The 14,091-nt window shown below is 72.4% G+C and carries 10 protein-coding genes; 6 read left to right on the top strand and 4 right to left on the bottom strand.

All coding sequences use genetic code 11. The features are described from left to right. The first annotated feature begins 120 nt into the window (after window positions 1–120). The 3 genes from LUX31_RS35245 (at window position 121) to LUX31_RS35235 (ending at window position 4,533) form a co-directional block, all read left to right on the top strand. Complete coding sequence (locus LUX31_RS35245) at window positions 121–1,011, top strand: hypothetical protein (protein ID WP_235479357.1); 891 nt, start codon at window positions 121–123, stop codon at window positions 1,009–1,011. After that, complete coding sequence (locus LUX31_RS35240) at window positions 1,008–2,102, top strand: hypothetical protein (RefSeq protein ID WP_235479356.1); 1,095 nt, start codon at window positions 1,008–1,010, stop codon at window positions 2,100–2,102. Before LUX31_RS35245 ends, LUX31_RS35240 begins: the two co-directional genes overlap by 4 nt. A gap of 76 nt (window positions 2,103–2,178) precedes the next feature. Beyond that, a complete protein-coding gene (locus tag LUX31_RS35235) occupies window positions 2,179–4,533 on the top strand; it encodes an ATP-binding protein (protein ID WP_235479355.1) in 2,355 nt (784 codons plus the stop codon). A gap of 78 nt (window positions 4,534–4,611) precedes the next feature. On the opposite strand, the gene LUX31_RS35230 is transcribed toward LUX31_RS35235, so the two are convergent. From LUX31_RS35230 to fxsA, 3 genes are all read right to left on the bottom strand, one after another. Continuing rightward, window positions 4,612–5,625 carry a hypothetical protein gene (locus LUX31_RS35230; protein ID WP_235479354.1) on the bottom strand — a complete coding sequence of 338 codons (1,014 nt, stop codon included), beginning with the start codon at window positions 5,623–5,625 and terminating at the stop codon, window positions 4,612–4,614. Between the two features lie 74 nt (window positions 5,626–5,699). Further along, on the bottom strand, window positions 5,700–9,374 hold the full coding sequence (gene fxsT / locus LUX31_RS35225; protein WP_235479353.1) for an FxSxx-COOH system tetratricopeptide repeat protein: 3,675 nt from the start codon (window positions 9,372–9,374) through the stop codon (window positions 5,700–5,702). Between the two features lie 159 nt (window positions 9,375–9,533). Next, window positions 9,534–9,758, bottom strand: a complete 225-nt coding sequence (gene fxsA, locus LUX31_RS35220; RefSeq protein ID WP_235479352.1) for an FxSxx-COOH cyclophane-containing RiPP peptide — start codon at window positions 9,756–9,758, stop codon at window positions 9,534–9,536. A 219-nt stretch (window positions 9,759–9,977) separates the two neighbouring features. Here fxsA and LUX31_RS35215 point away from each other — a divergent pair, with 219 nt between their 5' ends. The 3 genes from LUX31_RS35215 to LUX31_RS35205 all read left to right on the top strand — a co-directional run bounded on the left by LUX31_RS35215 (window position 9,978) and on the right by LUX31_RS35205 (window position 13,051). After that, window positions 9,978–11,303, top strand: a complete 1,326-nt coding sequence (locus LUX31_RS35215; RefSeq protein ID WP_235479351.1) for an FxsB family cyclophane-forming radical SAM/SPASM peptide maturase — start codon at window positions 9,978–9,980, stop codon at window positions 11,301–11,303. Next, window positions 11,300–12,670, top strand: a complete 1,371-nt coding sequence (locus tag LUX31_RS35210; protein ID WP_235479350.1) for an HEXXH motif domain-containing protein — start codon at window positions 11,300–11,302, stop codon at window positions 12,668–12,670. The genes LUX31_RS35215 and LUX31_RS35210 overlap by 4 nt, the downstream gene beginning before the upstream one ends. Before the next feature lie 168 nt (window positions 12,671–12,838). After that, on the top strand, window positions 12,839–13,051 hold the full coding sequence (locus LUX31_RS35205; RefSeq protein WP_235479349.1) for a hypothetical protein: 213 nt from the start codon (window positions 12,839–12,841) through the stop codon (window positions 13,049–13,051). Window positions 13,052–13,069: 18 nt separating this feature from the next. Here the strand turns inward: LUX31_RS35205 and LUX31_RS35200 are convergent, their stop codons facing one another. Beyond that, the gene (locus LUX31_RS35200; RefSeq protein WP_235479348.1) at window positions 13,070–14,062 is read right to left on the bottom strand and encodes an RlpA-like double-psi beta-barrel domain-containing protein; all 993 of its coding nucleotides are present in this window, start codon (window positions 14,060–14,062) and stop codon (window positions 13,070–13,072) included. Window positions 14,063–14,091: the final 29 nt, after the last annotated feature.

Below are 14,091 nucleotides of genomic sequence, written 5' to 3'. Positions count from 1 at the left end.
TGCCGGAAATGTGGGACAGGCAGCGGCCGTGGGGAATGCAAGACGTACGAGACCTGATGGCGTACGAAGTGCCGGTACCGGACGGGGGAGACGTTGATGAGGCAGGCGAGGAGATCAGGTGTGCGAGGGGTGCCACGTGGTGGCACCCGGCCGCTGAACCGGAGTGCCCGGAGCATCGCTCCCCCGGGCCGCCGACGGCAGGTCGTGACCGGGGCGGCCCTCCTGCTGCTGGCCGCAGGTGCCGGGCCGGCCTTCGCCGTGTCCGCCGGGGACGCCAACTCACCTGAGCGGGACGCCCAGTTGGTGTACTGCCTCGCGCCGGCCCACCGCACCGACCTGCGCACGGCGGCCGTCCGGCTGGGACTGTTGAAGGCCGACGCCGACGTCACGCCGGAGCAGTGGGCCAAGGACCACGGCGACGACTTCGGGCGGGCCTGCGCCGCGCTGATGGCCGCCGAGTCGGACTCGCCGGGGACGGCCGCGCAGGCCAAGGAGGCGGACAAGGACGGCTGGCTCATGACCGCGCTCAAGCAGCTGCCCCTGCTTCTGCTGGGTGCGCTGCTCACCCTGGGCGGCCAGTCCTACGAGCGCGGCTCGGCCGAACGGCGTTCGCTGCGCCTGGAGTTGAGGACGACGGAGAACGCGTACCGGGATGCCGTACGGGAGTACCTCGACACGTACGGAGTGTCCTACGCCCGGGCGGACCACTCGCCGGTGCGCTCCGCGCGGGAGGCGCTGACCGCCGCCCTCTCCCGGGTGCCCGGCCCGGCCGCCCGGCTCGCGGCGGCGGAGCGGATCGCCGACGGGCTGCCGCTGGCCGAGCCGTTGCCGAGGAGCGGCGACTATCTGCTCGACTCGGAGACCCGTACCCGTATCGCGAACGAGGAACACACGGCCGTGGCGAGCTGCCTGCGCTCCCTGCCCGAACTCAACCGCTCCTTCCCGTACTGGAGTTGGCGGACCCGGCGGCCCGGTTCCGCGCAGTCCGGGGCGTCAGGGGGCGCCGAATGATCGGGCCGCTCGACGAGACGGAGAACGCGAACCCCTTCGGCGTGTACGTGCCGGAGAGCCGGGACCGGCTGCCCGCGACGCACGTGCGGCCGAAGGCCGACCATCCGCTGGTGCCCTGGAAGGACGAGAGCCATGTCCACCAGTGGGTGGACGTCGACCACGCCCGGGAGCAGCTGCAACTGTTCGAGGCGTGCCTCCAGGAGGAGTTGCCCGGACTGCTCGACCCGGAGGCGCGCCGGGGGCATCTGGTCGTGGTGACCGGGCCGGTGGGCATGGGCAAGACCACACTGATCCACCGGTGCGTGCACTGGGCGCAGGAGTACATCGAGGGTCTGGTGCGTCCGGTGGTGGCGATGGCCGGGGGCTACGAGAACCTTGGGGACAAGGTGAGTTGGGACCGCCGGGGCGACTTCGCGCAGACGCCGGAGATCAACACGGCGATCCGCGACCGGATCGTCGAGACGCTGGAGCGGGAGTTCCCGGGGGTGTCGCTCGACCCGACGTTCACCGGTGACGACGTACCCAAGGCGTTCAGCGCCATCAGCAAGCTGCTCGCCCAGCAGAACGGTCTGCTGTTCGCGATCGTCCCGCACATCGACTGGCGGGACGCCGGGGGCGAGGTGCGGACGAACTTCCTCAAGACGTGGCTGAGCCACGCGGAGAGCCGGATCGTACTGTTCGTCGAGATCAGTCACCAGAACCCGCGAACGGCGGGTGAGGTGATCGCGGGCCTGCCGCCGAACACGGCACTCACCCATCTCTCGCTCGGATCGCTCGCCACGGAGGACACCGTGAAGTTCACCGAGACCGCTCGCGGCGGCCATCCCGACCCCGAGGACACCGTGCCGTCGCTGGCCGCGATCCCGAGCCAGGGGCAGGGACAGGGACAGGGTGCGGAGTCGGCCCCCGACCCGTGGAGCCTCGCCGACGTACGGCATCTGCGCCGGGAGTGTTTCCGGGTCGCCGAGCGGCAGAGACTCGCGGGCGGCCGGGTACGGGTGACCGCAGCCGACCTCGCCGCACCCACCCTCGATCCCGCGGACCTGGGCCGTACGCCGCCTGCGGGCCGCGCGCCCCGCAGACCCGCCTAGCCGGGGGTTCCCGACGCACCCGTTCCACCCGTACACAGGAACCAGGAACCAGGATCCGTACACAGGAACCGAACAGATGTCCTCGCCAGACTCGCTGTACCGGCAGTACCCGCCGCACCCGCTCGCCGCTCCCAAGGCCGACACCGGACACACGAGGAGTGCCATCGTGACGCCGACCAGTGGACACACCTGGCACCGCAATCCCTTCCCGCTGAGCCCTGTCGTGCGCCTGGGACCCATGTCCGACCTGGGGGACGCGCGGGTCCGGGCGGCCGACTCGGGCAACGCCCACATCGACACCCCGCTCATCGAGGACGTCGAGTCACTCGTCGACGACTACTTCGCGCCGCCCGCCGCCGGTGGCCGGCGCGGCCGGGCGATCGCCCTCGTCGGCGAGTTCGGCCTGGGCAAGAGCCATGCCCTGCGCCGGAGTTACCAGACGATCCGGGCCCGGCACCCCGAGACGGCGACCTGGATCGTGGACGAACCGGCGCAGGACATGGGGCGGCTCTACCGCGACCGGCTGCGCGGGCCCGGCGACACCGAGCAGGGCAAGCGGGCCTTCGAGGAGCTGGTGCGGGACTACTACGCCTATGTGACGGCCGGCTGGGTCGGCGGCGAGGACGACGACCCGCGCCGCGGCACCCTCCGGGAGATCGCGACCGGGCTGCGCGACCGCGTCCTCGACCCGGACAAGGTGGTGTCGGCCCTGCGCTACGACCCCGAGGTGATCCACGCCGATCTGCGCGGCACCCTGGGCGAGGTCACCGAGCACCGCAGGTTCTCCAGCGCCCTCGCCCTGCTCCTGGAGCCGCCGTTCAACCGGATGGTGTGGAACTGGCTGAACGGCGCGGAGCCCGCCGAGCCGCTGCGCGAGCGTGGCATCACGGAGGCGATCGGCCCGTCGGAGGGGCCCCCGGACAACGCGGCCGGCATCGACCGGGTCTTCGACGCGCTGACCGTGCAGGGCTTCCTGCACGGCCGGGTCGGACGGCCGTACGTCCTGCTCCTGGACTCGCTGGAGAAGGTCCTGGACTGGCCTGACGACAGTCGGCGCGCGTTCATCGACGCCTTCGAACGCCTCATCAACATCTATACGAGCCACGGCGGTCTGCTGGTGTTCTGCTCCTCGCCCGACGGGCTGCGGGCGCTGCGCCAGAGCGTGCACGAGCGGGTGGTGCAGTTGTGGCCGACGGGGCTCGACCAGGACCGTACGGGGGAGTTGGTGGCCCGGTATCTGGCCTCGGGTGAGGAGGCGGACGACGACTCGGGCGAGGGAGCACCGGCCTCCACCGGCCCCTTCGACGACGAAGCGCTGCGGCTGCTCCACGAGTTGACCGAGGGCGTGCCGCGCGAGGTGCTCAAGACGTGCCGGGAGGCCTGGCAGCTCAGCGAGGACCGCGACGGTGTGGTGAGTCGGGTGCCCGGCGCGACGGTCCTGCGGGCGGTACGGGCGCTGCACGAACGCGTGTCGTACCAGCGGGTGTTGGGCGATGTGCACGACGCCCTAGACCTGGGCCAGTGGCGGATCGCCTCCCGTGATCCGGTGCCGGCCAGGCTCGCGCGCTCGGCCGGCGGCCGGGAGGAGGTCCTGTACTGGCTGTCGCCGGCGCCGAACGCCTACATCGCGGTGATCTACGCCCGCTCGCTGCTCCTCGCCGACGACGTCGAACGGATCGTCACCCAGGTGAACGGGTTGCGCGGTGCGGTGCGCCCGGGCCGGTTCGAGGCGCTGCTGGTGGTCAACGGACTGGTGTCGCACGCGATGCAGGACCGGCTCGGCCGGTCGATCGGGTCCCGCCCGCTGGTGTACCGGCAGGGCCGGTTCCCGCAGAGCGTGCACGAGGCGCTGCTGCAGCTGGAGCGGCGGCTCGTGGAAGAGGGGCGGGAGGAGGATCTCGCCGAGCTGGGCGAGCGGATGCGGCGGAATCTGGAGCAGCAGACTGCCCATCTCGACGAGATGCGGCGCAATTTGGCCGCGATGACGTTGGAGGCGGCGCGGCCGGCCGCCGTACCGGCGGTGACGGGTGGGCGGGCGGCTCCCGAGCCGGAGCCGCCTGAGGAGTTGTCGGGGGCGGTGTGGCGGCGGTTCCGGGACGCGTTGGCGATGCTGGAATCGGTGACGCGGCGGGCTGCGGCCGGCTCGGCGGAGTTGCGTGTTCTGGGTTGTGCGACGTTGGTGAGGGCGTTGACGGAGGAGTTTCGGGGGGCGGTGGCGGCTTGGGCCCGGGGGGCCGCGCCGGGTGTGCCGACCGAGGTTCAGTTGAGGGAGCTTCGGCGGATTTGTCGGGAGTACGAGAACGCGGTGGAGGTGTTGCCGGTGCATTTGCTTGGGGGCGCGGAGCATCCGAATCCGCTGACCCCGGCTCGTACGGTGGAGGTGCTTGCGGAGGAGGTTTGGGGGACTTTGAGTGCGCCGGTTGTTTCTTAGGGCGGCGATGGGGGTGCCTCGACAGGTGGTCGGCCGACTGCGGCGCCATCGTGGCTTGTCGCGCAGTTCCCCGCGCCCCTAGGGGGTTGCAGGGAGCGTCAGTTCGCCTGTGACCTCGGCCAAGGCCGCCAGCCTTCTCTCCGCGTTGCCGACCTGACGCTGATCGAGGGTTACGCCCAGGAGGAAAGCTCGGGGTGAGGTCCAGTGGACGTAGACCGCTCCCTCCTGGACGTCCAGGACCAGGCGGTCGACCGAGGCGCCGCCGCCGGGGGGTGGGGCGATCAGGTCCAGGGCGTCCTTGAGGCGGACGAGGTGGCCGCGGAGGCTTCGGGAGAGGTCTCGGTAGGCGGTGCGGCGGGTGCGGACGCTGACGTCCATGAAGCGGGGGCCCAGTTCCTGGCTGTCGAAGACGTCGCCGACGCAGACCAGCGTCCAGTCCCGGTAGTAGCCGGCGTACTGGAGGTCCGTGGTGTTCACGTGGGTGCGCCAGAGGTCGCGCAGCCGCTGCTCGTACACGGTGTCCGGGGCTGCGGCCGTCCCGAAGTCGACCTGGGGGCCCGCGGGTGCTTCGCCGGTCTGGAGGTGGGCCTTCGCCTGTGCGTCGCCGCCGAGCAACTCGTCGGGCAGGCCGTGCACTTCGGTCCGTATGCGGGCGGTGAGCCGGTTCATCGCCTCGTCCATCTCGGGCACACCGCCGGGTACGTCCGTCACCGCGGCCAGGAACTCGTCGGGGCGGGCCCGGCCGCCCCACAGGCCGGCGCGCCCGCCCGCGAGGACCGTGCGCATCAGCTCGCCCGTCTTCAGCGGGCGCAGGACGGCGCCGAGGTCCTGGGCGCACAGCAGGAGTCTGCTGCCGGGCAGCGACTCGTTGTGCGCGTCGTCGCCGTTCTCGGTGATCAGGCTGGAGAGCGGGGCGCGGTCGGTGCGCAGGACGGCGAAGTCGAGGATGCCGTTGCTGTAGTGGGCCAGGGAGCGGATCGCGGACGTCCGTGCGACGGTCTCCTCGCACAGCGCGGTTATCAGGCCGTGGCGCTTGGGGGTCCAGTGGGACTCCTTCAGCGTGGTGCTCGCGTGCGGTGCGGGGGCTGCCACGGGTGCTCGCCTTTCGCTATACGTCATCAGTCATACGTCTTCGGGCAATTGCAGTTGATTACGGCCAATTACCGTTATACGTCGGGCAGTTCCAGGTCGATGTCGTACCCCGAGGGCGGGACCGGCCTGGTGGGGTCGGTGCCGGTGAGGTGGTCCAGGTGGGCGCGGACCCGGCGGCCGCCGAGGCGGTGGGCGATGCCCAGGTCACCGAGGCGGGCCAGGGCGGTGCCCGCGAGTTCGACGGCCTCCTCGGTGCGGCCCGCCGAGGCGAACGTGGCGGCCAGGGAGTTCTCCGCGACGGCGACCCAGGGGTGGGCGCGGCCCAGCTTGTGGGTGAGGAGGTTGAGCGCGCCCCGGCCGACCTCCTCGGCCAGCCGTACGTCGCCGGTGGCCCGCAGATAGACGCCGTGGCGTACCTCGCCGAGGCCGGTGTAGGGGTGCCCGGCGCCGAACCACCGGCCGAGCGTCTCCACGCACTGGCGGGCCTGGTGTTCGGCCTCGTCGGCCTTGCCGAGGGCGTGCAGGTCGGCGGCGTAGCTGAACCGGCAGCGCACGGTGTCGAAGCGGTCGGGGCCGAACCGGTCGACGTACAGGCCGAGGGCGCGCAGGTCGCGTTCGTGGGCGAGTTCGTAGCTGTAGAGGGGGTCCTTGAGGGCGGGGAAGCCGTCGGCGAGCCGGCGTTCGCTGATCGCGAGGCCGACCTCGGTACGGAGCCGGACGAGGTCCCAGGTGTCGCCGTACCGGCGCAGCTTCTGGCGCAGCAGGTCGCGGGCCTCGCCGTCGCGTCCGGCGGCGCGGTACAGGTAGGCGAGGAGTTCGGCGGCTTCCCAGGCGACGGGGTCGTCCTTGCCGCCGACGGCCTGCCGGTAGCGGAAGCGGTCCTGGATCGCGGTCAGGGCGGGGGTGATCCGGCCGGTGAGCGCCTCGGTGAGGGCGAGGTTGTGCTCGGCCTGGATGGTCGCCGGGTGCTGTGGGCCGAGCAGCAGGGTGAGGCCGTCCAGGACGGGCCGCAGTTGCAGCAGGGCGTCGTCGAAGCGGCCGAGGGCGCGCAGGGTGGCGGCGTAGGAGTCGGCGGAGAGCAGGGTGCGCGGGTGGGTGATGCCGAGGAGCCTGCGGTGGCCGCGCAGCGCGTCCTGGGCGATCTGCCGGGAGAGGTCGTAGTCGCCGCGCAGCCGGTGGGCGCGGGCGACGAAGTTGAGCAACCGCAGGTATTCCGGGGACTGTTCGTCGCCCGCGTCCTCGTCGTCGGTTCGCCACTGCTCACGGGCGCGCCCGGCGATGTCGAGGAGGCGGTCGAGGTCGGCGGCCTCGGCGCGCTGGCCGAGGGCGTTGAGGTGGCGCAGCAGCGAGCGGCGCACCCGGGGCCTGGGGTCCTCCCACAGGCGCAGCGAGAACACCTCGCGGGCCCAGTCGGCGGGCAGGTCGGGGCCCTGCGGGGCGTGTTCGGACAGGACGCTGCGCAACACGGACTCGATGTGGGCGCGTTCGTCGGGGTCCATGCCGGCGCGGATCAGGTCGCGCAGCCCGTGGTGCTGGACGAGGGGCTGGCGGGTGCGGTCGAAGTCGACGTCGAGCAGGCCGACTTGGGCCAGCGCCCACAGGGCGACGCTGACCATGTGCTCGTCGGGCAGCAGGGTCTCGGTGCCGGCGGGGGCGGGCGTCGCCGATTCGTCGTCGTGGGCCAGTTCGGACAGGATGCGGCGCGAACGCAGCAGCTCCAGGCCCATGCCGCGTCCGGTGAGCAGGGAGGCGGCGCCCAACAACCAGCCCACGGCGTCGCGTTCGGGGCTCTCGGCGCTCCAGGCGAGCGCGCCGGGCGTGGTCCGTACGACACGCCGGGCGACCTGCACCATCACCTCGACGGGGCTCACCGCGTCGCGGGTGCGCAGCAGGTCGGTCTTGCCGGCGCGGTACTCGGCGAGCAGGTCGCCGACGGCGGCACGGACGGCGGCGTCCTGGTTCATGTGGTCGTCGCGGCGGTGCGCGGCGGTCCGCTCGGCCAGGCAGTGGCCGGCGATGTGCAGGGCCTGCGGGACGGAGTCGACGACGCTGCCGATCTGCCGGGCCTGCCGTTCGGTGATCTCCGGGACCTTCTCGGCGAGCAGCGCGCGGCTCTCCTCGGCGTCCATCGGGGCGATGGGGAAGGGCCGCAGATGCGGCGGCCGGACGTCTCCGTCGGGGTCGGCGCCGGGCGGTGCGGTCCGGCTGGTGACGAGGACATGCCCACGCTCGTGCGGCACGGGCAGCAGGCCGTGCAGTTCGACGGGGTCGGTGACACCGTCGTACACGATGAGCCAGCTGTCGGCCTCGGCGTCGGTGCGGGAGAGCCGGGACAGCAGCCGGGAGATGCCGTCCTCGTCGGTGCCGACGCGGTCCTCGGGCGCGCCGAGGCGCCCGGCGAGCCGGCCGAGGCCGCGTTCGACCCGGGTGCGCTCCCAGGCGCGCACCCACCACACGACGTCGTACGAGGCTCCGTAGCGGTGGCACAGTTCGTGCACGGTGTCGCTCTTGCCCCAGCCGCTGGGGCCGTGCAGCACCAGGCAGGCGCCGTCGCGGGCGGCGCCGCGCAGCTCCTCGTGGAGCGTGCCGAGGAGTCCTGGGCGGTCCACGAAGGCGGCGTTGCGCGGCCCCACGTTGGTGGTCTCCGGCAGGCGCGGGAACCCGGCCCCGCCACCGCTGTTGTCGCCGGGTTCGGGCGCACCGAGGCCGAGGCCGGTGTAGAGCGCCCGCAGGGCCCCTTCCTCGGTGGTGTCGCGCAGGTCGATCCGCTCGTGGTGGGCGGCCTGGGTGTGCGGGAACGGCTCGTCGACGAGCAGGATGCGGACGTCGGTGTGGGAGAGGGCGCCGATCTGTTCGAGGAGCGTGTCGTCGGCGTCGTCGGGCGACAGGAAGAGCAACGCCGAACCGGGATCGGGCCGTTCACCGGCGTACGTATCGGCGCGGCGCAGTTCCGTCCGCACTCCCTTGACGGCGAGCCGGTCGCGCAGCCACGCGGCCCACAGGGCGTGCCGGGTCGAGTGGACGACGGTGACATCGGTGAGGCGGGCGGTGCGGCGGGCGCGCAGCCAGTCGGCGAGCTGCTCGTAGTAGGGGCGCAGCCCGCTGATCGTGCCGGCGTCCTCGGCGTCGACGGCGAGGCTGCGGCTGTCCTGGTAGAGCGGGTTGTACGGGATCTCCAGGAACGGGATGTCGGTCGCGCCGAGCGCGGCGGCGACCGGCGCGAACTTCCGGCGCACCCGCTGGCGTGCGTCGCGCAGCCGGTCGTGGACACCGACGTCGCTCTTGAGGCCGAGGGTGAGCAGTCGTACGGGACGGTCGCCCCGGCGGGTCATCAGGTCCTCGGCGAGTGCGGCGGCCCCGTCGATGGACCAGGCGGTCATCGCGAAACAGACGACGAGCGTGTCGGCGTACGCGGCGAAGCGCGCCGGTTCCGTCGTCTCGGAGGTGTCCGGTACCGGGGCCTCGACGAGGAGATGGTCGTACTCGGCGGCGACGGGGGCCTCGGCGAGGTCGGCGAGCCCGGGTCCGCCGGGGGCGGTCGCGGTGTGCACCCGGCCGGGTTCGGGGTCGGGCAGGGGCGCGCTCTCGCCGGGTTCACCGTGGCGGCCGTCGACGAGGAGGACGCTGCGGTTGGTGTCGGCGAGGATGTCGGCGACGTTGCGCAGGGTCGTACTCAGGCCGAGGTTCTCGGAGGTGGCGAGGAAGACCGCGAACGGCCCCGGCCGGTCAGGGGTGTTGGCGTCTGGCATGACTTCTCCGCTCGGCGCGGCGGTGAACAAGGGAAACAAAGGGGATAAGTGGATCAAAGGAGCTAAAGGGTGCATTCAGGGAGCGCCAGTATAGGACTCCGCACACCTGACTGACGGTGTCCGACCCCCTCCCGCGTGCCATGACGCGCGCCCCGCGTCTCATACGCTCTCGCTGTGCCCGGTGACGAAGGGGTTGCCCTCGGCACAGCTGTCGTACACCCGGCGCAGCAGGGCGCCGAGCACCGAGTCGGGCAGGGCCTCGATGTCCTCGGGCGGCAGGGCGGCGAGGTCGAGAACGACCGACTCGACCTCGGGCTCCGGGCTTTCGCCCGCTCCCGCTCCTGTACCCGCCCCGGTGGGGGCGGTGCCGTCGGCGACTGCCATGCAGGTCACTCCATGGGGTGTCGGAGGATCTCGGGACGGTCTTCCAGCGTAGCGCCGCCAACTGCCCTCATGGCAGGCGCCGGAGACCATGAGCGTCCCTCAACTTCCCTCCAGTCGACCTTGGTTGGCTCATTCATGATGTTGACGCTGAAGTTTCCCCGCGCGAATACTGACCGAAATACAGGTCGAACGCCGAACAGAGTGCGCCGGGGGAAGCGGATGAGCCGACCGCCACCGCACCGCGCCGAACCGCCCTGGCCGAGGGCTGCCGACGTGGCGGCGCGCCGGGCGGCGGGCTGGGTGCCGTCTCCGCTGCACTCCTTCGTCCTCAAGGTGCACAGCCGCTGCGACCTGGCCTGCGACTACTGCTACATGTACCGCTCCCACGACCAGAGTTGGCGCTCCCAGCCACGCACGATGACCCCGGCGACCCTGACCCGCACGGCCGAACGCATCGCAGAGCACCTGTCCACGCACGGGACGACCGAGGCGGGCGTGGTCCTGCACGGCGGCGAACCGCTCCTGATGGGCGACGAGGCACTGACCCGGACGGTACGCACCCTGCGCACGACGGCAGGCGACGGAGTACGCCTGCACATGACCCTGCAGACCAACGGCCTCCGCCTGACCGAGCAACGCCTGGACCTGCTGGGCGAGTTGGGCGTACGGATCGGCGTGAGCACGGACGGCACCCGCGCGGCCCACGACCGCCACCGCCGAAGCGCCGACGGCCGGGGCAGCCACGCCCGGGTGGAGGCAGCCCTGCGCCGCCTTTCGACCGAGCGCCACCGCCCCCTGTTCGGCGCCCTGTTGTGCACGATCGACCTGCGCAACGACCCGATACGCACGTACGAGGCATTGCTCGCACACAACCCCCCGACGGTCGACTTCCTCCTCCCCTTGGGCAATTGGCAAACCCCACCGCCCGGCCTGGACCCGACCGGCCGACGCACTCCGTACGCGGACTGGCTGTGGGCGGTCTTCGAACGCTGGTACGGCGCACGGACCAAGGAGACCTCGGTCAGGCTCCTGGACAACCTCTTGGCCCTGCTAGTCGGCGCGACCCCGCAGACGGAGGCACTGGGCCTGTCCCCGGTCCGCTACGCCGTGGTCGACACGGACGGCTCCCTCACCCAGGACGACACCCTGCGCACCGCATACGACGGCGCCGCCCGCACCGGCCTCGACATCCACCACCACTCCTTCGACACTCTGCTCCTCCACCCCGGCATAGCGGCCCGCCAGTGGGGCGCGGCCGCCCTCTCCACCACCTGCCGAGCCTGCCCCCTCCACCAGGTCTGCGGCGGCGGCCACTACGCCACCCGCTACGCCCCAGCCACCGGCTTCGCCAACCCGAGCGTGTACTGCGCGGACCTGACGGAGCTGATCGGACGGGTACGGGGCCGTCTGGGCGCGGATTTGGGGGAACGGGAACTACCCCAGAGGGGCGCGCCCCAAAGGGGCGCGGGGAACTGCGCGACCAGCCACAACGAACCGGCACCCGCCAACGCACAGAACCCCCCGAGCTCAAAGGCGCCCGCATGACCCCGCCGCCACACCGCATGCCGGCCGCCCTGTTCGACGCGATCGCCACAGGCACCGGCGGCGCCCAAGCCCTGCGCCTACTGACCCGCACCGAACACAGCAGACGCCTCGCCTGCGCATACGCCGTGACCGTGGCAGCACGGCACACCGGCGGCGAGATCGCCGACGCAGCCGAACACGCCTGGACCCTGTTCACAGACGTCACCCGCACAGCCCCCGACGCGGCGACGGCAGCCCTGACCCACCCCTCGGCGGGCCCGGCCCTGTTCGGCCTGCTGGCCCACCTTCGCCACCCGGACGGTCAACTCCCGCCTCCCGTCCACTGGTTCACCGCCCTCGCGGTGTCAGCGGCGGCCCGTGCGGGCCTACCGACCCGAGCCGAACTACCACTCACCGGCCCCTGGCTGGCCCTGCCGTCCCTGGGCCGGGCCCACTTCCCCGACGCCCGCCCCGGCGACCGCGCCGAGGTGCACATCGACGGGGCGGGCCACTGCCACATCATGGTGCGGGACGACAGCGTGACGGTGCCCGGACTCCCGTACAGCAAAGGCCCATCGCACAACTCCCCCAGCACCACCCCCCGTTGGCACGCCCCCCACCTCCTCACCACCCTCGACGGCGGCGCCCCGCTCCTCCTCGACACCCTCGACCCACCCTGCTTCCCGCACTCGGCGCCCCACCCGGAGGGTCTCGGCGCCACCGAGGCACGCCGCTGGGCCACGCACGCCCAGGCCGCGTGCCGGCTCCTCCGGGCGGACCATCCCGAGGTGTACGCCGAACTGGCCGCCGGGCCACACCTGTTGGTGCCGCTGACCCGCCCCGGCCACGGCAACAGAAGCGGCAGCAGTGCCGAGACCTTCGGCTGCATGGCCCTGTCCCCGCCGACCTCGGCGACGGGCCTCGCGGTGACGCTCACGCACGAGTTGCAGCACAACAAACTGGCGGCGCTGCTCCACCTCTTCGACCTGTTCGAACCGGGCGGCCCCGAGCGGTTCTACGCCCCCTGGCGCCCCGACCCACGCCCCCTGCCCGGCCTGTTCCACGGCGCGTACGCGCATCTGGGCGTCGCCCTCTTCTGGGAGCGCCGCCGGGAGACGGAACCCGACCCGGCGCTGCGCGCCACCGCGCACGCCCAGTTCGCCCGCTGGCGCCTGGCCGCCCACGAGGCGACCACCGTCACCCTGTCCTCCGGCCGCCTCACCCCCCTAGGCCACCACTTCGCCGAGCACATGCTGACCACCCTGGACACCCTGTGCGCCCTGCCGGTCCCCGCCCCAGCCCTGCACCACGCCGAATCGGCGGCCCACGCCCACCGCACGGCTTGGCGGAACCGGAACGGAGACGCGGCCCGAAGGTTGTCGGCGTGAGGCCGTGTCCGCGCCGATGCGCGCGCCCTGTCACCCGTCGCTCACCAGCACGTCCAGTACCCGGGCGACCTGGAGAACACCCGGGCACTGACCGCGAAGGGCGGCGCAGGCCCCGAACACACCCTGACGGTACTGGCGTTCTGCTACGTCGGCGACGACCCCGACGACGTGGCACGCACCCTGCACCCGCACACCGAGGGCCACGGCGACTGGCTGGGCCGCCCGCAGGACCAGGTGTTCACCGTCTCCGGCACCGCCTCGGAGGCCGCCGGGGACATCGGCGCGCTGTCGACGGCCGGCGCTGACACGGTCGTACTCCGGATCGTCGGCGCGGAACCGCTGAGCCAACTGGAGTCCGTACTGCGGGCGTTGGGCCGCTGAGCAACGGCCGGTGCCGGGTCAGTGGGCGGCGAACTGGACGCTGGTCGGCTGCACGGCATCGGGCCGTACCGCGATCCCGTCGAGCGTCAGCTGCTCCCCGTAGATGTCACTGATCCTGATCGCGCCGCCGCATCCGCTGCCCTGCTCGGAGAGGAAGTAGTTGTACTCGGTACGCGACAGCCGGAGCCAACTGCCGCTGCTGGTACGGACTTCGAGGCGCGCCAGCGGATTGCGGTGGCCGATGACCTGGATACCGCACCAGTACTGGCTGGACCCGGTCTTGTAGCGGACGGAGAGGGTGTCGGCGTTCGCGGGGCTGAGCAGGCTCCAGGTGATCGGGATCCGGCCGGCCACGGGGTCGGCGATCTTGGCGAAGGCCTCGGCGCTGAGGTCGACGTGGCCGGGTGCGCAGTCCCCCGGGCACTCGTTGGTGATCCGGACCGTGACGGACGCGCCGCTCGCCGCGCGGACGAGGATGTACGCCCCGCACGCCATGGACGTCTCGTAGTCGGTGGTGTTCATCGCGGCGGTCATGACGTCGGCGCTCGGCCCGTACGAGCAGGCGTGACCGTCGCCGTTCCCGGCACCGTAGAAGGTGGCGACGCCCGTGTAGTCGACGCCGGGCTTGATCCGCCCCGCCAGGGGCGCCGCACCGGAGGCCGGCCGGGGAGCGGCGGCGGTACGGGTGGCGGCGGCCGACGGCTTCGGGGCCGCGACGGCGGTCCGGGTGGCCGCCGGGGTGGCCTTCTTCGTGGCCTTCGGGGACGCGGACCGGGTGGCGGAGGGCGTCGGGGACGGTGTCGGCTTCGGCGACGCGGTGGGCGGCGCGATCACCCGGGCGCCGGCGGCGGACGAGGCGGCCCCGTACCCGTCGTCGGCCTCACTGCCGGGCCGGAGAGCCATGACCAGGGATATGACGAGCGCGACAGCCGTCACGGAGGCACAGACGAGAACGCCCCGCCGCCGATGGAGGGGAGGGCGCGGAGAACGACGCGAAGAACGGGACGCCACGGCAGAGGTCCTTACCTGGTCCGGAGATC

It is taken from the genome of Streptomyces sp. GQFP, from assembly GCF_021545335.1.
Lineage (GTDB): Bacteria > Actinomycetota > Actinomycetes > Streptomycetales > Streptomycetaceae > Streptomyces.
This window is presented reverse-complemented; position numbering and strand designations above follow the sequence as displayed.

What these genes read in the sequence shown, in the direction of transcription:
- LUX31_RS35215 (WP_235479351.1), top strand. Translation starts at nt 9,978, where the DNA reads ATGAGCCGACCGCCACCGCACCGCGCCGAACCGCCCTGGCCGAGGGCT.
- fxsT (WP_235479353.1), bottom strand. Translation starts at nt 9,374, where the DNA reads ATGCCAGACGCCAACACCCCTGACCGGCCGGGGCCGTTCGCGGTCTTC.
- LUX31_RS35235 (WP_235479355.1), top strand. Translation starts at nt 2,179, where the DNA reads ATGTCCTCGCCAGACTCGCTGTACCGGCAGTACCCGCCGCACCCGCTC.
- LUX31_RS35240 (WP_235479356.1), top strand. Translation starts at nt 1,008, where the DNA reads ATGATCGGGCCGCTCGACGAGACGGAGAACGCGAACCCCTTCGGCGTG.
- LUX31_RS35210 (WP_235479350.1), top strand. Translation starts at nt 11,300, where the DNA reads ATGACCCCGCCGCCACACCGCATGCCGGCCGCCCTGTTCGACGCGATC.
- fxsA (WP_235479352.1), bottom strand. Translation starts at nt 9,758, where the DNA reads ATGGCAGTCGCCGACGGCACCGCCCCCACCGGGGCGGGTACAGGAGCG.